18 protein-coding genes are annotated in these 19,027 nt (G+C 59.6%); 10 read left to right on the top strand and 8 right to left on the bottom strand.

Annotated features, from left to right (window positions below; all coding sequences use genetic code 11):
- The first annotated feature begins 45 nt into the window (after positions 1–45).
- The 6 genes from SIB38_RS04115 to dxs are packed head-to-tail and all read left to right on the top strand — an operon-like array spanning position 46 to position 5,302.
- Entirely contained in the window at positions 46–543 is a 498-nt protein-coding gene (locus SIB38_RS04115; protein WP_294116707.1) for a MarR family winged helix-turn-helix transcriptional regulator, read from the top strand.
- The gene (locus SIB38_RS04120; protein ID WP_412551481.1) at positions 540–1,241 is read left to right on the top strand and encodes a response regulator; all 702 of its coding nucleotides are present in this window, start codon (positions 540–542) and stop codon (positions 1,239–1,241) included. Before SIB38_RS04115 ends, SIB38_RS04120 begins: the two co-directional genes overlap by 4 nt.
- A 47-nt stretch (positions 1,242–1,288) precedes the next feature.
- Positions 1,289–2,224: a histone deacetylase family protein gene (locus SIB38_RS04125; protein WP_294116705.1), complete on the top strand. Its 936-nt coding sequence runs from the start codon at positions 1,289–1,291 to the stop codon at positions 2,222–2,224.
- Complete coding sequence (locus SIB38_RS04130) at positions 2,221–2,463, top strand: exodeoxyribonuclease VII small subunit (protein WP_168590799.1); 243 nt, start codon at positions 2,221–2,223, stop codon at positions 2,461–2,463. Before SIB38_RS04125 ends, SIB38_RS04130 begins: the two co-directional genes overlap by 4 nt.
- 26 nt (positions 2,464–2,489) lie before the next feature.
- The gene (locus tag SIB38_RS04135; RefSeq protein WP_294116704.1) at positions 2,490–3,359 is read left to right on the top strand and encodes a polyprenyl synthetase family protein; all 870 of its coding nucleotides are present in this window, start codon (positions 2,490–2,492) and stop codon (positions 3,357–3,359) included.
- 14 nt (positions 3,360–3,373) lie between these two features.
- On the top strand, positions 3,374–5,302 hold the full coding sequence (dxs, locus tag SIB38_RS04140) for a 1-deoxy-D-xylulose-5-phosphate synthase (protein ID WP_294116703.1): 1,929 nt from the start codon (positions 3,374–3,376) through the stop codon (positions 5,300–5,302).
- A gap of 63 nt (positions 5,303–5,365) precedes the next feature.
- On the opposite strand, the gene SIB38_RS04145 is transcribed toward dxs, so the two are convergent.
- The 5 genes from SIB38_RS04145 to SIB38_RS04165 all read right to left on the bottom strand — a co-directional run bounded on the left by SIB38_RS04145 (position 5,366) and on the right by SIB38_RS04165 (position 10,861).
- A complete protein-coding gene (locus tag SIB38_RS04145; protein WP_294116702.1) occupies positions 5,366–6,223 on the bottom strand; it encodes an SDR family oxidoreductase in 858 nt (285 codons plus the stop codon).
- 96 nt (positions 6,224–6,319) lie between these two features.
- Positions 6,320–7,105 carry a carnitinyl-CoA dehydratase gene (locus SIB38_RS04150; protein ID WP_294116701.1) on the bottom strand — a complete coding sequence of 262 codons (786 nt, stop codon included), beginning with the start codon at positions 7,103–7,105 and terminating at the stop codon, positions 6,320–6,322.
- Positions 7,102–9,129, bottom strand: coding sequence for an acetate--CoA ligase family protein (locus SIB38_RS04155; protein ID WP_412551482.1), 2,028 nt, complete (start codon positions 9,127–9,129; stop codon positions 7,102–7,104). Before SIB38_RS04155 ends, SIB38_RS04150 begins: the two co-directional genes overlap by 4 nt.
- A 223-nt stretch (positions 9,130–9,352) precedes the next feature.
- Complete coding sequence (locus SIB38_RS04160; protein WP_294116699.1) at positions 9,353–9,634, bottom strand: SelT/SelW/SelH family protein; 282 nt, start codon at positions 9,632–9,634, stop codon at positions 9,353–9,355.
- 66 nt (positions 9,635–9,700) lie between these two features.
- Positions 9,701–10,861: an acyl-CoA dehydrogenase family protein gene (locus tag SIB38_RS04165; protein WP_294116698.1), complete on the bottom strand. Its 1,161-nt coding sequence runs from the start codon at positions 10,859–10,861 to the stop codon at positions 9,701–9,703.
- Between the two features lie 75 nt (positions 10,862–10,936).
- Here SIB38_RS04165 and SIB38_RS04170 point away from each other — a divergent pair, with 75 nt between their 5' ends.
- Positions 10,937–11,881 carry a GlxA family transcriptional regulator gene (locus SIB38_RS04170; protein WP_294116697.1) on the top strand — a complete coding sequence of 315 codons (945 nt, stop codon included), beginning with the start codon at positions 10,937–10,939 and terminating at the stop codon, positions 11,879–11,881.
- On the opposite strand, the gene SIB38_RS04175 is transcribed toward SIB38_RS04170, so the two are convergent.
- Entirely contained in the window at positions 11,878–12,633 is a 756-nt protein-coding gene (locus SIB38_RS04175; RefSeq protein ID WP_294116696.1) for a class II aldolase and adducin N-terminal domain-containing protein, read from the bottom strand. The genes SIB38_RS04170 and SIB38_RS04175 overlap by 4 nt on opposite strands.
- A 192-nt stretch (positions 12,634–12,825) precedes the next feature.
- On the opposite strand from SIB38_RS04175, the gene ade reads away from it, so the two are divergent.
- From ade to SIB38_RS04190, 3 genes are all read left to right on the top strand, one after another.
- Positions 12,826–14,634 carry an adenine deaminase gene (gene ade / locus SIB38_RS04180; RefSeq protein WP_294116695.1) on the top strand — a complete coding sequence of 603 codons (1,809 nt, stop codon included), beginning with the start codon at positions 12,826–12,828 and terminating at the stop codon, positions 14,632–14,634.
- Positions 14,631–16,103, top strand: coding sequence for an AMP nucleosidase (locus SIB38_RS04185; RefSeq protein ID WP_294116694.1), 1,473 nt, complete (start codon positions 14,631–14,633; stop codon positions 16,101–16,103). Before ade ends, SIB38_RS04185 begins: the two co-directional genes overlap by 4 nt.
- Positions 16,104–16,235: 132 nt before the next feature.
- Positions 16,236–16,523, top strand: coding sequence for an HU family DNA-binding protein (locus tag SIB38_RS04190; protein WP_168590788.1), 288 nt, complete (start codon positions 16,236–16,238; stop codon positions 16,521–16,523).
- 55 nt (positions 16,524–16,578) lie between these two features.
- Here SIB38_RS04190 and SIB38_RS04195 read toward each other — a convergent pair whose 3' ends face one another.
- Together SIB38_RS04195 and SIB38_RS04200 are read right to left on the bottom strand one after the other, a co-directional pair.
- The gene (locus SIB38_RS04195) at positions 16,579–17,643 is read right to left on the bottom strand and encodes a PLP-dependent cysteine synthase family protein (protein WP_412551483.1); all 1,065 of its coding nucleotides are present in this window, start codon (positions 17,641–17,643) and stop codon (positions 16,579–16,581) included.
- A 207-nt stretch (positions 17,644–17,850) separates the two neighbouring features.
- Entirely contained in the window at positions 17,851–18,894 is a 1,044-nt protein-coding gene (locus tag SIB38_RS04200) for a TRAP transporter substrate-binding protein (protein ID WP_412551484.1), read from the bottom strand.
- Between the last annotated feature and the right edge of the window lie 133 nt (positions 18,895–19,027).

Below are 19,027 nucleotides of genomic sequence, written 5' to 3' on the forward strand. Positions count from 1 at the left end.
GTATTGTGACGGGCAAACCTGTCAATTGTGATGCTGGAGGGCCAAATGAGCGATCCAATTCGGAGTGAGAACCTGCTTTATCTCACCGATGAGCAGCTGCGGCAGGGGATTGAGGCGATGTATTTTGCCTATCGCGGCTTCACCGCGGATCCGGACCGAATCCTTGAGAGCATGGCCTATGGGCGGGCGCATCATCGCGCGATTCACTTCATCAACCGCGCGCCGGGCACCACGGTGACCAATCTGCTCGACATACTGGGGGTGACCAAACAGTCACTCAATCGTGTGTTGCGCACTTTGATCGAAGATGGGCTTGTGGAAAGTCGCGTGGGCACGTCTGATCGGCGGGAGCGGAACCTGTTTCTGACTGAAGAAGGTACGGCGTTGGAGCATCGTTTGTCGGACGCGCAGCGGGTGCGAATGCGCACGGCGTTTCGGGAGGCGGGACCGGAGGATGTGGCCGGGTTCCGGCGGGTGCTTGAGGCGATGATGGAAGGTGAAATGAAACGGCAATATCTGTCCTTGCGTGAGTCAGGCAAATGAAAGACATCGATCCCCACCTGCTGATTGTGGATGATGACGAGCGTATTCGCGAACTTCTGCGGAAGTTTCTGATGCGCAACGGGTTTCTGGTGTCCGCCGCCCGCGATGCGGCGCATGCGCGGCGGATTCTGTCAGGGCTGGATTTTGACCTGATTGTGCTCGACGTGATGATGCCGGGTGAGGATGGCATGAGCCTGACCCGTGGCATTCGCGAGACCTCGCAGACGCCAATTATGTTGTTGACCGCCAAGGGTGAGACCGAAGATCGGATTACGGGACTTGAGGCCGGGGCGGATGACTATCTGGCAAAGCCGTTTGAGCCAAAAGAGCTGTTGTTGCGGATCAATGCCATTCTGCGGCGGATGCCGGAGGTGGATGAGGCCGCCACGGTGCCCAAGGTGCTACATCTGGGTGGCATTCGCTATGACATTGATCGGGGCGAGATGTGGCAAGGCGAAGAGCCTGTGCGTCTGACCGCCACTGAGAGCCAGCTGATGAAAATCTTCTCGAAAACACCGGGCGAGGCCGTCAGCCGCGGCAAACTGGTGGAGGAGTTGGGCCGGGACAAAGGTCAGGCGCAGGAGCGGGCGGTGGATGTGCAGATCACCCGTTTGCGCCGCAAGATTGAGGAAGACCCGAAACAGCCACGTTTCCTGCAAACCGTGCGCGGGGCGGGGTACATGCTGGCGCCGGACTGATCTGGCCGCGTAGCACGCACAACACATAGAATTTGGGGGGGAGTGGCATGGCCACAGCGTTGTTCAGTCACCAGAGTTCGTTGCAGCACCAGACGCCTGCGGGCCATGCGGAGCAGGTTGCGCGGATCGAGCATATTCAGGCGGCGTTGAAGGCGGCCCAGTTCGACGGGTTGGATCGGCGCGAGGCGCCGGAGTGTTCGGACGCCGATATTCTGCTGTGCCATCCCCGGAGCCATCTGGAGGCCATCACAGCAGCGGAGCCGGCAAGCGGCATTATAGCGTTGGACGAAGACACCTATATGTCGCCAGGCTCGACACTGGCGGCGCGGCACGGGGTTGGCGGCTGTCTGGCGGCGGTGGATGCGGTGCTGGCGGGGGAGGTGGGCAATGCCTTTGTGGCCTGCCGTCCGCCGGGGCATCATGCGGAGCAGAGCAAACCCATGGGGTTTTGTTTGTTTGGTACGGCCGCGATTGCGGCGAAACATGCGCTGGAACGTCATGGGCTGAGCCGGGTGGCGGTGGTGGATTTTGATGTGCACCATGGCAATGGCACGCAGGCGCTGTTGTGGGACGAACCGCGCAGCCTGTTCATTGGCAGTCATCAGAACCCGCTGTGGCCAGGCACCGGTATGCCGGAGGAAACTGGCGCGCAGGGTAATGTGATGAACCTGCCATTGCCGCCACACAGTGACGGGCGGCTGATGCGGGCGACCTATGAGGCGGAGGTGTTTCCGGCCTTGGAGGCGTTTGAACCGGAATTGCTGATCCTGTCAGCAGGCTTTGATGCGCATAAGGATGATCCCTTGGCGCAGTTGGAATGGAATGAGGAAGACTTTGTCTGGCTGACGGAGCGCTTGTGTGATGTGGCCGAGAAACACTGTCACGGGCGCGTGGTCTCGACTTTGGAAGGTGGATATGATCTGAACGCTTTGGCAGCGTCCGTAGCGGCGCATGTTGAGGTTTTGATGGAGAGAGCCGGATGAGCGACACACCTGTGGAAGAGATGAGCTTTGAAGCGGCAATGCGCGAGCTGGAGCAGGTTGTGGGCCAGTTGGAGCGCGGCGACGTTGAACTGGAGAAATCCATTGCGCTTTATGAGCGTGGCGCGGCGTTGAAGGCCCGCTGTGAAGCAAAGCTCAAAGAGGCCGAAGAAAAGGTCGCAGCGATCACTTTGGATGGCAATGGCAATCCGGCCGGTTTGACACCGGTTGAGGGTATGTAAGCCAACTGTTCAGCCGCGGGGCCGCGATGTTTGAAACACGTTTGAAAGAGGCCGCCACGCAAGTGGAGGCCCATTTGCTTGAAGTGATGGCACCGTTTGGCGATTTGCCAGTGGTGGACGCTATGCGCTATGCCAGTGCAGGCGGTAAACGGCTGCGGGCGTTTCTGGTGCTGGAAAGCGCGCGGTTGCATGGGGTTGACCCAAAACAGGCGATTTGGCCGGCGACGGCGATTGAGGCGATGCACGCCTATTCGCTGGTGCATGATGACCTGCCTTGCATGGATGATGATAACATACGGCGCGGGCTGCCGACCACGCACATCAAGTGGGACGAATGCACCGCTGTGCTGGCGGGAGATGCATTGCAGACCTTGGCGTTTGAATGTGTGTCGCGCGATGAGTGTCACGAGGATTCCGCTGTGCGGGCCGAGTTGACGGTGTCATTGGCACGGGCTGCTGGCGCGCAGGGCATGGTACTGGGGCAAGCGTTGGACATCGCGGCGGAAACCGCGCCGGTGCCTTTGACGCTGGAAGAAATCACGCGACTTCAGGCTGGTAAGACCGGCGCGTTGATTGCCTGGTCTGCGACTGCGGGCGCTGTGATGGGCAAGGCCGATATCGAGCCGTTGATGCGCTATTCGCTGGACCTTGGGTTGGCGTTTCAGATTGCGGACGACATTCTGGATGTGGAAGGCGATGCTGAGAAAGTTGGCAAGGCGGTGGGTAAGGATGCCGACGCTGGCAAAGCCACCTTTGTGTCGTTGCTGGGCTTGGATGGCGCCAAACAGCGGGCGCAGTCTCTGGTCTCGGATGCTTGTGACGCATTGGACGTCTATGGCGACGCGGCGGATTGCTTGCGGGAGGCGGCGCGGTTCGTTATCTCGCGAGATAACTGACGGAAGGCGCATCAATGGCTGCCAGACCCCACACCCCTTTGCTGGATCAGGTGAACCTGCCTGAAGACCTGAAACGGTTTTCAGACAGCGAGCTGTCACAGATTGCCGATGAGTTGCGGGCGGAGACCATATCCACGGTGAGTGAAACCGGAGGGCATCTTGGCGCGGGCCTGGGTGTTGTGGAGCTGACGGTCGCGCTGCATGCGGTGTTTGACATGCCGCGTGACAAGCTGATCTGGGACGTGGGCCACCAATGTTACCCTCATAAGATTTTGACCGGCCGGCGTGATCGGATTCGCACCCTGCGTCAGGAAGGCGGGCTGTCCGGGTTCACCAAACGCAGTGAGAGCGTGTTTGATCCCTTTGGCGCAGCGCATAGTTCGACGTCGATTTCCGCTGCGTTGGGATTTGCGGTGGCGCGCGATCTTGGCGGGGAGTGTGACGGTGGTCTTGGTGATGTGATTGCGGTGATTGGCGATGGGGCGATCACGGCGGGCATGGCCTATGAGGCGATGAACAACGCCGGTCACCTGGGCAAGCGTATGTTTGTGATCCTCAATGACAACGACATGTCGATTGCGCCGCCTGTTGGGGCGTTGAGTGTGTATCTGTCCCGGCTTTATGCAGGGGCGCCGTTTCAGGAGCTGAAGTCCGCTGCCAAAGCCGCGACCAGCCTGTTGCCTCAGCCATTGCGGACCGGAGCCAAACGGACCCGCGACGCGCTTAAAGGCCTGACGATGGGTGGCACGCTGTTTGAGCAGCTTGGGTTCTCATATGTCGGGCCGATTGACGGGCACGATATGGACCAGCTCTTGCCGCTGTTGCGCAGTTTGCGAGAGCGGGCCACTGGGCCGGTATTGCTGCATGTGAACACCAAAAAGGGCAAAGGTTATGCCCCGGCAGAAGCGGCGTATGACAAGGGGCATGCCACCGCCAAGTTTGATGTCTCCACCGGCAAGCAGCAGAAGGCGAAATCCAACGCCCCAAGCTACACGTCTGTGTTTTCCCAAGCGCTCCTGGAGGCTGCCGCAGAGGATGACCGGATTTGCGCGGTAACAGCGGCAATGCCGGATGGCACAGGGCTGAAATTGTTTGCTGAGCGCTACCCAAGCCGGTGTTTTGATGTGGCGATTGCCGAGCAGCACGGAGTGACTTTCTCCGCCGCTTTGGCTGCGGGCGGGATGAAACCCTTCTGTGCGATCTATTCGACGTTTTTGCAGCGCGCCTATGATCAGGTGGTGCATGATGTTGCCATTCAACGTCTGCCGGTGCGGTTTGCAATTGACCGCGCAGGGCTGGTTGGCGCGGATGGCGCCACCCATGCGGGCAGTTTTGACATCGCCTATTTGGCGAACCTGCCGGGCATGGTGGTGATGGCGGCGGCGGATGAAGCTGAGTTGAAGCATATGGTGGCCACAGCGGCGGCCTATGATGATGGCCCTATCGCATTCCGCTACCCTCGTGGCGAAGCGGTGGGCGTGGAGTTGCCGGAGCGGGGCGAGGTGCTGGAGATCGGCAAGGGGCGTGTGGTGCAGGCGGGCAAGCGGGTTGCGTTGCTGTCCTTTGGCACGCGGTTGGAAGAAACCAAGAAGGCGGCCGAGAGGCTGGCGGCGCAGGACATCACCCCGACGATTGCGGATGCGCGGTTTGCCAAGCCTTTGGACCGGGGGATGATCCTAGATTTGGCAGCTAATCATGAAGCGCTGATCACCATTGAAGAGGGCGCAGTGGGCGGCTTTGGCAGCCATGTGGCGCAGTTATTGGCAGACGAAGGCGTGTTTGATGGCGGGCTGAAATACCGCTCAATGGTGCTGCCGGATACCTTCATTGATCAGGCCAGCCCGAAGGCGATGTACGATGTGGCGGCAATGAATGCGGAGCACATTGAGGCGAAGGTGCTGGACGCGCTCGGCATCACAACGCCAGACAACACGCTTGCCTAAGACAGGACTGGAGCGGGGGCCAGCCCCCCGCACCCCCGAGATACTTGGGGAATGAGAAAGCGCCTAGGTGGCGGTCTCTTCGTCCAGCATGGCTTTTAAAGCGTCGCGGTAGTTGGGGTATTTCAAGACCACCCCCAGTTCCTCTTTTATGCGGGTGTTGCGCACGCGTTTGCTGTCAGAATAGAAGCTGCGCGCCATCGGGGTCATCTCCGCCTCTTCAAAGGGGATTTCCGGCGGTGGGTCCATGCCGAGCAATTCGGCGGCATAGGCGAGGATGTCTTGCGGCGGGGCCGGGCTGTCATCACAGACGTTGTAGATTTGGCCCACATTGGGAGTCTTCATGGATGCCTCCAGAACCTGCGCGATGTCATCCACATGGGCGCGGGAGAACACCTGGTTTTTCTTGATAATGCGGCGGGCGGTGCCTTTGCGCAGTTTGGCAAAGGGGCCGCGGCCAGGGCCGTAGATTCCAGCGAGGCGGAAGATGTGCAGTGGCAAGTCTGGCAATGCTTGCCATTCCGCCTCAGCCAGTACGCGCATCTTGCCGCGATGACCGTCGGGATCAAGTGGGGTGTCTTCGTCGACCCATCCGCCGTCCATGTCGCCGTAGACCCCAGTGGTGGAAAGGTAACCGACCCAATCGAGGTTAGGCGCAGCTCTTAGGAGCGCGTCTTTACCCAGTCGCAGCACCGGGTCGCCTTCTTTGTCCGGACGGATGGAACTCAGCACATGGTTGACGTCTTTGAGGGCGGTGTCAAAGTCGATCGGCCACTGCAGCGGCGTGATGCCTTGTTCGCGTAGGTCGGCCTCTTGTGCCGGATCGCGGTAAGTGCCGAGTATGGTCCAGCCTTGCGGAAGAAGACGGGTGGCGAGGGCCTGGGCGGTGTAGCCGTGGCCTAGCGAAAGCAGGGTCTTGGTCATGGGCGCACCTTGCCCCCCGAGGCGCTTGGGGACAAGAGGGGCTGCTATAAATTTGGCTCACAACGGTGTGGTTGCCGTAGAAATAGGCAAACGGAGTTATTTGCCTTTCCAGACCGGATCACGCTTTTCAGCAAAGGCGCGGGCGCCTTCGAGTTGATCCTCGCTGGCATAAAGCACATCCACGCTGCGCAGCTGGCGTTTGGTGATGCGGTTCATGGCGTCCTGGAATTTGGCATCCTCGGCGTCGCGCACAATTTCTTTGATGGCGGCGTAGACCAAAGGCGGGCCGGAGGCGAGCAAGCGGGCTTGTTCCCAGGCGCGGTCCATCAGTTTGTCAGCAGGCAGGATTTCATTCACCAGCCCCCAGCGCAGCGCTTCTTCAGCGTCAAACCAGCGCCCGGTGAGCAGGAGCTCCATGGCGATGTGATAGGGAATGCGTTTAGGCAGTTTCACCGAGGCTGCATCGGCCACCGTGCCGGAGCGGATTTCGGGCAGGGCAAAGGAGGCGTGGTCGGCGGCGAGGATCATGTCGGCGGACAGTGCCAGCTCCAAGCCACCGCCGCAGGCGATGCCGTTCACAGCCGCAATCACCGGTTTGTTCATGTCGCGCAGTTCTTGCAGGCCGCCAAAGCCACCAACACCGTAATCGCCATCGACTTCATCCCCATCTGCGGCCGCTTTCAGGTCCCAACCGGGGCAGAAGAATTTCTCGCCACCACCGGTGAGGATGGCGACGCGGAGGTCTGGATCATCGCGAAAATCGCGAAAGACCTCGCCCATGACGCGGCTTGTCACAAGATCAATGGCGTTGGCTTTAGGGCGGTCCAGCGTGACCTCAAGAATTGCGCCGTCGCAGCGGGTTTTGACCGGGCCGTCAGTCATGACATGTCCTTTCGTATCAGCGCGTCTGCGGCCACCGCGCGGGTGGGCGTGCAGATCAGCGGGTTGATTTCAGCCTCTTGCAAGCTGTCGAGGTTGGCAAGCACGTAGGCCTGCAGCGCGTCGATGGCTTGTAGGATGGCGGTGATGTTGGCGGGCGGTGCGCCGCGATAGCCGGTGAGCAGCGGGGCGATTTTGAGTGATGACAAGGCATCTCGGATTGTCTCGTGGCTGGCCGGGATCAGGAGTGAGACGCTGTCTGAGAGCACTTCGGTCAGGGTGCCACCGGCGGCGATGGTGAGCACAAAGCCGTGGGCTGGATCACGGGTTATTCCAACGAGAAGTTCGGCGAGGCCATCGTTGATCATTTCCTCGATCAAGAATCGGTCGGTGGGCATGTCGGCAGCAGCGGCTGGCAAGTCAGCGGCTGAGAGATGGAGCTTAACTGCGCCGGCTTCGGTTTTGTGGGCAATGCCTTGGCCTTTGAGCACCAAAGGGGGCGTGAGGCTTTTGGCGGCTTCGGTGAGAGTACCCGTGTCGGTCACTGAAACGCTGCGCGGGGTGTCTAGGCCGTGGGCGGCGAGCGCGGTTTTGGCTTCGTGCTCTGTCAACAATTGAGGCCTTTTGGACGGTTCCGCAGGCGCCAGCGCCAAGGGCGTGGTCTCGGGGCTTGTGATCTCCGTGGTTGCGGCAGCAGCAATGATGGCCTCGCGCAATCCGTGCATTGGGACCACGCCGCCATCGATCAGGGTTTGCGTCACATCGGGCGGTAGCAGTTCCGGCAAAGAAGCCACCACGGTAATCGGGCGGCCTGTGGTCTTGTGGGCTTTGATCGCGGCGTCGGTGGCGCAATCCCAATCGGCGCGGTTTTCTGGGGGATAATCGACCACCGATAAGGTGAGGCCGATATCCTTGGTCATCATCGCAGACCAAGCTTTGGCCATCGCCTCGGCATCCCGCCAAATGTAGGTGTGGTAGTCCAGCGGGTTGGCCAGGGCGACCATGGGGCCGAGGGCGTCGGCCAATTGTGTGCGCTGCTCGTCTCTCAGGGGCGGGAAGGTGAGGCCGGAGTTAAGCGCCGTGTCGGCCATCAGGCTGGCCTCGCCGCCAGAGCAGCTGATTGAAGCGATGGTGGGCGCGGACAACGGGCCAGACAGGTGCAGCAGCTTCAGGGTTTCCAAAAACACCGGCAGGTCGTGCACGCGGGCAAAGCCCAGACGTGTGATCAGGGCGGCTGCACCGGCATCGCTACCGGCAAGGGAAGCGGTGTGGCTGACGGTGGCGGCTTGGGCCTCGGCGCTGGCGCCAACTTTCAAAACCACAACCGGGATGCCTTTGGCGTGGGCTTTGGCAGCCAGAGCTTCCCAGGCGCGCAGGTTGGTGAAGCCCTCTATGTGCAGGCCAAGCGCCGTGACGCGTGGATCATCCAAGACGGCAGAGGCGATGTCTGCCTGGTTGAGTTGCGCCATGTTTCCGCAGGTGGCGACATAGGCAATGGGCACGCCGCGCTGTTGGTTGGTGAGATTGATGGCGATGTTGGAGCTTTGCGTGAGGATTGCTACGCCACTTTCGACCCGTGCGCAGCCGTGCTGGTCCGGCCAGATCGCTGCGCCGTCCAGCGCGTTGATAAGGCCGTAGCAGTTGGGGCCGAGAATCGGCATGTCACCGGCGGCGGCCACAAGGTCTGCTTGTAGATCATTTCCGGAAGCGTCTTCGGCAATGGCCTCAGAAAATCCTGACGCGAAACACACCGCGCCGCCCGCGCCGGCGGCCGCAAGCTCTTGCACAACCGGGATCGTGGCGCGGCGGTTGATGCCAATGAAGGTTGCGTCCGGCGGTGCGGGCAATGCGTCGATGGATGGGTAAGCTTTGTGTCCCGCCACGTCTGATGACTTGGAATGCACTGGCCAAATGGCGCCATCAAAACCAATCTTTTCCGTTTGCCGAATGACTTCGGCACACCATGTGCCGCCGCCGACAACGGCGATGGATTTTGGGCGGATTAGGCGGGAGAGGTCGCGGGTCATGGCATGAACCCCGCAACACCAGGCCCGCCCCCTTTGGTGGGTAACCCTTTGTTAACCACGGTGCGGAAATATAAAACTGCGGTACAGGCGGGAGCGCCGATGGCCGCGTCAGGAGAAGCCCCCCGGCCAATGTCTACTCTTCGGGGGGCGGATCCATGGCTTCTTCTGACCGCAAATACTCCGGGGGTGTGGGGGCTGGCCCCCACGATGCATGGCGCTGCGTTTAATTGCTGCGGTCCAGGTGCCCCAAATCGCGGTCCGGTTCGATCACATCGCGCAGGCGCTTTTTCAGCTCTTTGGCCTCCGGAAAGCCCCCGTCGCGCTTGCGGTCCCAGATCACGCTGTCGTTGACCGTGACCTTGTAGGTTCCCGGCACGTCGGCAGGCGCAATGGTCACGCCAGCAAGATCGTCTTTGAAGGTGGACAGCAGTTCTTGCGCCATCCAGCCTGCGCGCAACAGCCAGTTGCAACCGACGCAATAGGTGATGGTGACGGATGGTTTCATGGGGCAGGTTCCTCGATGGCGTGTCGAGGTTGTGCCGTAGGCGCGCGCCCAACACAATGGGTTCCATCAAGCACCCAAGGGCCGCAAGAGGTCGCGGCTGATGATGTGACGCTGGATTTCGCTGGTGCCGTCCCAAATACGTTCCACCCGTGCGTCCCGCCAGAAGCGTTCCAATGGATAGTCATCCATCAGACCCATGCCGCCGTGGATCTGGATCGCGGCGTCGGTGACGCGGGCGAGCATCTCGGTGGCGTAGAGCTTGGCGGAGGCAATTTCGCGGTTAGACGGCAGGCCGCGATCCAGTCGGGCGGCGGCAGAGAGTGTCAGAAGGTCGGCGGCGTCGATCTCGGTGATCATATCGGCGATTTGAAAACCGATGCCCTGGAACTTGCCGATAGGCTGGCCAAATTGTTCGCGCTGGGCGGCGTAGTCGAGCGCATAGTCAAAGGCACGGCGGGCGCGGCCCACACAAAAGGCTGCCACGGTGAGGCGTGTGGCGTAGAGCCAATCGTTCATCACGGCAAATCCGCCATCGACTTCGCCAAGGACTTGCGCGTCGGGGAGGCGGCAGTCGTCAAACTCCAGTACCATGTTTTTGTAACCACGATGGCTCACCGATTTGTAGCCGTCGCGCACCGTGAAGCCCGGCGTGTCGCGGTCCACAAGGAAGGTGGTGATGCGCTTTTTTGGGCCTTTTGGGGTTTGATCTTCGCCGGTGGCGACAAAGACAATGAAAAAATCCGCGTGTTCTGCGCCGCTTATAAAATGCTTGTTGCCGTTGATGACCCAGTTGCCGCCATCGCGCACGGCGGCGCATTTCATGCCACGCACATCGGACCCGGCACCCGGTTCGGTCATCGCTAAGGCATCCATACGTTCGCCGCGCACGGCAGGCAGTAGATAGCGCTCTTTCTGCTCTCCTTCGCAGGCCATCAGGATGTTTTGCGGACGGCCAAAGAAATGTGTGAGCGCCATGGAACCGCGGCCCAATTCGCGTTCCACCAGGGTGAACTCAAGGTGGTTCAGGCCTGCGCCGCCAACTTTCTCTGGGAAGTTACAGGCATAAAACCCAAGGTCGATGACCTTCTGTTTGATTTGTTCGCCCAGACCTTCGGGAATTTCGCCGGTGCGCTCGACCTCGTCCTCATATGGGTAAATCTCGTTCTCCACAAAGCTGCGAACGGTGGAGACAATCATCTCCTGCTCTTCGGTCAGATCAAACTGCATGGCGCGTGTCCCTCTTTGGCTGTCGACAGCAGAGCGTGCTTGACCAGCTAGATCATGCAGGAATAGCGTTTCACTATGCAGATTTGGTCAAATACATCCGCTGCAGCGCAGAAGATTGGGGTTCTGCTGTTTGACGGGTTTTCCAACCATTGTCTGGCGAACACCGTGGAACCGATGCGGGCGGCCAATACGCTGTCGGGCAAAGCGCTTTTTGACTGGGCGTTTTTGTCTCTGGACGGCGCCGCTGTTCGTAGTTCCAGTGCACTGCCGGTCACCCCGCACGGTCGGCTCAGTGAAGCCTCCGGCGACATACTGGTGGTGATGCCGTCGTATGGTTTTAAAGACCACGCAGGCTGGCAAACACAGAGCGCTTTGCGGGCGGCAGCCAAGCGGTTTGGCACGGTCTGTGGCATGGACACAGGCAGCTGGTTGATGGCCGAAGCAGGCCTGCTGGAGGGGCATCGCGCCACGATTCACTGGGAGGAACTGACCGCTTTTGCGGAGCGCTTTCCAGATGTCGCGGCAGAGCGCGAGCGGTTTGTGATAGATGGGGCGCGAGTGACCTGTTCGGGGGCCATGGCAGCGTTTGATTTGGTGATGTTTCTGATCGGGCGCGATTTTGGGCAGGCGCTCGCTTTGGAGGTGGCGCAGTTGTTCATGACACGGGACAGCGCGCGCTCCCATGAAGGGGGCGCCACGCCTGCGGGGCGGGTTGTGAACCGCGCTTTGGCGGTGATGCAGGACCACTTGGAAGAGCCTTTGGCCCTGCCCGAGGTAGCGCGCCGGGCCGGTGTGACACAAAAAACGCTTGCGGCGCGGATGTTGGCAGAGCTTGGGGCCACGCCGGCGGTGGTGTACCGGCGTTTGCGGCTCAATCTGGCACGCAAGCTGGTAGTGGACACCGATTTGAGCGTGTCCGAGGTTGCGTTGCGCAGCGGTTATAGTGATCCGGCGGCGATGACGCGGGCGTTTCGGGCTGAGTTTGCCACCACGCCACAGGCGCTGCGCAAGGGGAGTTAGGTGGTGTAGGTGCTGCCTTCTTCGTCCAGAATGGCTTTTAGCTCTGCAAGGTGGCGCACGTCTTGTTCTGGATACTGCTCTAGCTCTTGTGCAGTTTTCTCCGCAATGTCATGAGGCAGAACTCGCAAAGGTTGGCCGGTTTGCAAGGCGCGGATGTAGGTCTCAGCGGCGCGTTCAAAATAGTAGAGCCGATTAAACGTGTCCGCGACGCTGTCACCAATCACCAGTACGCCATGGTTGCCCATGACCATGACTTTCTTTTTGGGGTCTGTGAGCAGGGCTGCGCAGCGTTCGCCTTCGTCCTCAAAAGCCAAACCCCCATAGCCGTCATCCACCACAATCCGATCATAAAACGTGGCACAGTTCTGATCGATGGGCGGGAGCGTGCTGTCCGCCAAGGACGCCAGAACCGTGGCAAAGATGGAGTGCACATGCATCACACAACGCGCGTGGGGGCAGTGACGGTGTACGCCGCCATGTAGACCCCAAGCGGTGGGATCAGGCGCATCTGGGCCTTTCAGGGTTTCGGGGTCATTGGCGTCGATTTCCAGCAGGTCACTGGCTTTGATGCGGGCAAAGTGCTTTTGATTGGGGTTCATCAGAAACCGCGTGCCGTCGTTGTTCACCGCAAGGCTGAAGTGGTTGGCGACGCCTTCATGCATGTTGAGGCGCGCAGTCCAGCGGAAGGCGGCTGCCATATCCACGCGTTCTTGCCAGTGGGTGATGTTGGGGTGCAGCTGTGCGACGGTCATGGAAGCCTCCTTGTTTTGCGCAGCGGAGCATTGCGAGGGCGCAGCGGTCAAGCGTGTTTGCGACGTCACTTTTGACATGTGACTGGTCAGGCGGTTCCAATTTTGGGTTTCAGTTTCCACCTGAAGGACATTTCGTAAAAGCTTCACCTGCGGTGAGGTTGAACATGGTCAAAACCCGTGGCACCGTGGGCCATGGAACAGAAGCATTTTCAAACATGGGCCGATGTGGCCCCCCGTCTTGTCGCCGTGGCCGCGGGCCGCGAGCCTGCTGATCTCATCATTCGCAAAGGCCAATGGGTCAATGTGCACACCCGCGAGGTGTTGGCGGATCACGATATTGCTGTGGCCGAAGGGCGGATCGCCTATGTCGGGCCGGACGCGAGCCACTGCGAAGGACCAGACACAGAGATCATCGAGGCCAATGGTCGGTTCATGATCCCGGGTCTGTGTGACGGGCATATGCACATTGAAAGCGGTATGCTGACCCCGGCAGAATTTGCCCGCGCTGTGATGGGCCATGGCACCACTACGATGTTCACCGACCCGCATGAGATTGCCAATGTGTTGGGGCTGGAAGGCGTGCGGATGATGCATGATGAGGCGCTGATGCAGCCGATCAACATCTTTACGCAGATGCCAAGCTGTGCGCCGTCGGCGCCGGGGTTGGAGACCACCGGCTTTGAAATTGGGCCGGATGATGTGAGCGAGGCCATGGGCTGGCCCGGCATCATTGGGTTGGGGGAGATGATGAACTTCCCCGGCGTGATCAATGGCAGTCAACAGATGCTGGCCGAGATTGCCGCCACACAAAACGCGGGCAAGACCGTGGGTGGGCATTATGCGTCGCCGGATCTGGGCACCCCATTCCATGCCTATGTCGCAGGCGGACCGGCGGATGATCACGAAGGCACCTGTGAGGCGGATGCGATTGCCCGCGTGCGTCAGGGCATGCGGATGATGATGCGGCTGGGCTCTGCCTGGTATGATGTGGAGACACAGATCACGGCGATCACGGAGAAGGGCTTGGACCCGCGCAGCTTTATCCTCTGCACCGATGATTGCCATTCCGGCACTTTGGTGAACGACGGGCATATGAACCGGGTGGTGCGCCATGCCATTGACTGTGGGTGTGACCCGTTGGTGGCGTTGCAGATGGCGACGATCAACACCGCGACGCATTTTGGTTTGGAGCGGGATTTGGGCTCTATTGCGCCGGGACGGCGGGCGGATGTGATCCTGACATCGGACCTCAAAACGCTCCCGATTGAGCATGTGATTGCCCGCGGTAAAACCGTGGCGCGAGACGGCAAAGTGTTGGCGGATTGTCCGCATTACGACTGGCCAGCCCATGCGCGTCAGACCGTGAACATGGGACGGGCACGGACGGCGGAAGACTTTGAGGTCAAGGCACCGGAGGGGGCCACCCAAGTCACCGCCAATGTGATTGGGGTGATTGAAAATCAAGCGCCAACCAAGGCGTTGACCGCCGAGTTGTCCGTCATGAATGGTGTGGTTCAGGGTGATATAGAGACCGATGTAGCACAGATTGCGCTGGTGGAGCGGCACCGTGCGACTGGGGATGTGGTCAACGGGTTTGTGTCGGGCTTTGGTTACAAAGGGCGGATGGCGATGGCTTCCACCGTGGCGCATGACAGCCATCATATGATTGTAGTGGGTACGGATCGCGAGATGATGGCGATGGCGGCCCACCGGCTTGGCGACGTGGGCGGCGGCGTCACTGTGATCAAGGATGGCGAAGAGCTGGCTTTGGTAGAACTGCCCATTGCCGGATTGATGTCAGATGCCCCAGCCACCGAGGTCGCGGCCAAGGCGCAGAAGATGGTGGAGGCGATGGAGGCTTGCGGTTGCACCCTGAACAACGCTTATATGCAACACTCCCTACTGGCCCTCGTGGTGATCCCGGAACTGCGGATTTCCGACCTTGGGCTGGTGGATGTGACAAAATTTGAAATGACCGAGGTAATCAAGGCTGCGCAATGACACCACAGAATATTCCCGTGCACTCCCCCGCAGTCCCCGCCCCAGAAGCCTTTACAGATGCTAAAGCCGCCGTGGCGCGTCTGGAAGAACTGTATCAGATTGCCACCACCTACCTGAGCGACCAGTTCCGTCGGGCGCTTCGCAAAGGGCCGGACGGGCATCGCATTCGCGCGTTTTATCCGGAGATCCGGATCACCACGACCAGCTTTGCGCAGATCGACAGCCGGTTGAGTTTTGGCCATGTGGCTGAGCCAGGTGTGCATGCCACCACCGTGACGCGGCCGGATTTGTTCCGGAACTATCTGGAGCAGCAGATTGCGCTTTTGCTGGAAAACCACGGCGTGCCGGTGGTGATTGGTGCGTCTGCGACGCCAATTCCGGTGCATTTTGCAGTAGCGGCGCAGAGCGACATGACCGTACCCCAAGAAGGGGCGGCAGATTTCACCCTGCGTGACATCTTTGATGTGCCGGATCTGTCGACCACCAATGATGACATTGTGAATGGCACGGCGGAAGTGAATGGCGTGGCGCCGCTGGCGCCCTTCACGGCGCAGCGGGTGGATTACTCGCTGGCGCGGTTGAGCCATTATACCGCCACCGATCCAGAGCACTTCCAGAACCACGTGTTGTTCACCAACTATCAGTTCTATGTGACCGAGTTTGAAGCTTATGCGCGGCAGATGCTGGATGATCCCAAATCGGGCTACACCAGCTTTGTCAGCACGGGGAACGTGGAGATTTCGGACGCGGAAACTCCAATTGCCCCGGTGGATAAGCAGCCGCAGATGCCAACCTACCACCTCAAACGCGAAGATGGCTCTGGCATTACTTTGGTGAACATCGGTGTCGGCCCGTCCAACGCGAAAACGGCGACGGATCACATTGCGGTGCTGCGTCCTCATGCCTGGATCATGGTTGGACATTGCGCGGGCTTGCGGAACTCGCAAAGCCTTGGCGATTTTGTCCTGGCGCATGCCTATCTGCGCGAAGACCACGTGCTGGATGATGACTTGCCAATCTGGGTTCCGATCCCGGCGCTGGCCGAAGTGCAGACCTCCATGGAAAGCGCCGTCGCTGAGGTCACGGAACTGTCTGGCTTTGAACTGAAGCGGGTGATGCGGACCGGCACGGTGGCCACCATCGACAACCGGAACTGGGAACTGCGTGAACATACAGGGCCTGTGCAGCGTTTGAGCCAATCCCGCGCCATTGCGCTGGATATGGAGAGTGCCACCATTGCGGCGAATGGCTATCGTTTCCGGGTGCCCTATGGCACGCTGCTGTGTGTCAGCGACAAGCCGCTTCATGGCGAATTAAAGCTTCCCGGCATGGCGTCAGACTTTTATAAGACACAAGTCGCGCGCCATTTGTTGATTGGAATTCGCGCCATGGAGAGCTTACGCGAAATGCCCCTGGAACGGCTTCATTCGCGGAAATTGCGGTCATTTGACGAGACAGCCTTCCTCTGACCCTACGGAAATCTGTGGAAAACCCTTAAAAACCTCGTTTTTTGGCACACAATTTATTGTGTTCACCCACAACATCCCGTTAAATGCCGGGCGTGAGGCCCAAGTAATCGGGCAGACTAATGGAGACCTGAAATGGCAAAACCGATGACCAAGACCCAACTCGTTGCCGCGCTGGCCGAAGATATGGGCTCTGACAAGAAATCCGCAGGCGCAGCTCTGGAAGCCGTTTGCGCATTGATCACCCGCGAAGTTTCCGCAGGTGGTGCAGTGACCCTGCCAGGCGTTGGCAAAATCTACTGCCGCGAGCGTCCTGAGCGTATGGTGCGCAACCCGGCAACTGGTGAGCAGATCAAGAAAGACGCGGACAAGGTTGTGAAAATGACCATCGCCAAAGCGCTGAAAGACAGCGTGAACGGCTGATCGCTCTGATCATTGTTACGGAAAGGGTCGCTCGTTTGAGCGACCCTTTTTGTATTTACAACTGCGCGCTGGGCGTGGAGTGGGAGATTGTGACTTCTTCGTCCGACATGCCCTCAGCAATGCCATCAAACAGCGGCGTTGACAGGTAGCGCTCGCCGGTGTCAGGCAGCATCACGAGGATGTTGGCACCTTCCGGGGCGGTCTGTGCAACCTCAATGGCGGCGGCCAGTGTGGCGCCCGCAGAGACGCCCACCATTATGCCTTCTTCGGCCGCGAGGCGTTGCGACCACTGAATGCCGTCCGGTCCGGGTGTTTTAATCAGCTGATCGTAGCCACCTTTGTCCAGCGCTTCTTGCAGCACCCAAGGGATGAAGTCCGGGGTCCAGCCCTGGATCGGGTGCGGTTCAAACGCGGGATGGCTCTCTGTGGCCTGATGGGCGTCGTCCCGCGTGTTGACGTAACCGGAGTCCACCAGCGCGGCGTTGGCGGGTTCTGACAGGATGATCTTGGTGTCCGGGCTTTCGCGGCGCAGCAGGCGCGACACCCCGGCCACGGTGCCGCCGGTGCCGTAGCCGGTGACCCAATAGTCCAGCGTGGTGTCGGCAAAGTCGGTGAGGATTTCCCGCGCCGTGGTGTGTTCGTGCATATCCGCGTTGTCCGCGGTCTCAAACTGGCTGGCGAGGAACCATCCATTTTGCTCGGCCAGTTCTTGCGCCTTCTTGTACATGCCAAAGCCTTTTTGGGCTTTGGGAGTGAGCACAACCTTGGCGCCGAGGAAGCGCATCAGACGACGGCGTTCCACGGAAAAGGCCTCAGACATGGTGATGACCAGCGGGTAACCTTTGGCGGCGCAGACCATTGCAAGGCCGATGCCGGTGTTGCCCGAGGTGGCTTCCACCACGGTTTGACCGGGTTTCAGGCGGCCATCTTTTTCTGCGGCCTCAATGATGTTGAGGGCAAGACGATCTTTCACCGAGCCAGCCGGGTTGGCCGCTTCGAATTTGACAAACATGTTCACATGTTTGGGTGCAATCCGGTTCAGGCGGACAACTGGGGTGTCGCCTACCGTGTCCAGAATGCTGTCATAGCGGCGGCCGCGGCCTTGAGTTTGGCGGGGCATGGGCGCCTCCTTTACTGGTACTTTCACAAATCAAGCTAAGCGGCGTTTGCTAAAAACGGTAGGCCTGCGAAGGTCGCAGGTGGAAATAAGAACGAGGCGTCTGGCCTGTGAAAATGAGCGTGACGGCGTTTTTTGTCAGGCGCGTGACGGAAAACAAAAAAGGCCGCAGCGGGAAGCTGCGGCCAATCTTGTTCGCAAAGGTAAGAGTTACATATTGTTCTTTTTGTACTCTTCCATCAATGCCTTGGCTTCGTCGATCAGCGCCTGACCGTCGATGCCGCGCTTGTCCATATCGGCAATCCAGGTGGCGTAGATCGGCTCTACAACCTCGGCCCATTTGGCGGCGTCTTCCGCAGAAACAGTCACGATGTTGTTGCCGCGAGCCACAGCCAGATCACGGGCAGGCGCGTCCATGTCCTGCATGACGCCGCCGGCAAAAATGGAGAACTCAACGCCGGAGTTGTTGTCCATCACGGCTTTCAGATCGTCGGGCATGGACTCATAACGGTCTTTGTTCATCGCCAGTACAAAGGTCAGCGTGTAGAGCGCATTGCCTTCAAATTCGGTGTGGTTGCCAACCAGTTCTGGCACTTTCAGGGCTGCGGTCACTTCCCATGGGATGGTGGTGCCGTCGATCACACCTTTGGACAGCGCTTCTGGAACAGCAGGTACTGGCATGCCGATTGGCGAAGCGCCGGTCTGTTTCAACAGGTCGTTCACCAGGCGGGAGCCGCCGCGGATTTTCATGCCTTTGAGGTCATCCGGTGTGGTCACTGGCGCGTTGGTGTGGAACATGCCGGGGCCATGTACCCAGGTGCCGAAGATCTTCAGGTTCTTGAACTCGGAGTCCTTCATGTGGGTGTCAAACATCTTGGCGTAGGCGTAGGAACCTGCGCGGGCATCTTCGACCATGAAGGGCAATTCAAACACTTCGGTGGACGGATAACGGCCTGGCGTATAGCCAACCACGGTCCAAACGATGTCGGCCACGCCGTCGATGGCCTGGTCCATCAATTCCGGTGGCTTGCCCCCCAGAGACATGGCGGCATAGCGCTCGATCTTGATGCGGCCTTCACTGTCTTTCTCAATCGCATCTGCCCAAACGTCCAGAATCAGCTTTGGCACATTGGCCTGCGGTGGCAGGAATTGGTGCATGCGCAGGGTCACGTCCTGAGCCAGCGCGGTGGTGGCGCTGAACGCCATGGCGGCACCGGCGGCGAGTAGTTTGGCAATAGGTTTGCGCAGTGTCATGAGGGTCCTCCCAATTAGTCTTTTCTCCCAATTGAGAAGAGTGTTGTTGATGCAGCGCGTCCTGCCAAGGGAAATTTGACCAGTTGGACATGTTTCTTTGTTTTGACGGGATAAACTGCCTAAAACACTTGGG

Source organism: Shimia sp. MIT910701 (genome assembly GCF_047126315.1).
In the GTDB taxonomy this organism is placed as follows: domain Bacteria; phylum Pseudomonadota; class Alphaproteobacteria; order Rhodobacterales; family Rhodobacteraceae; genus Shimia.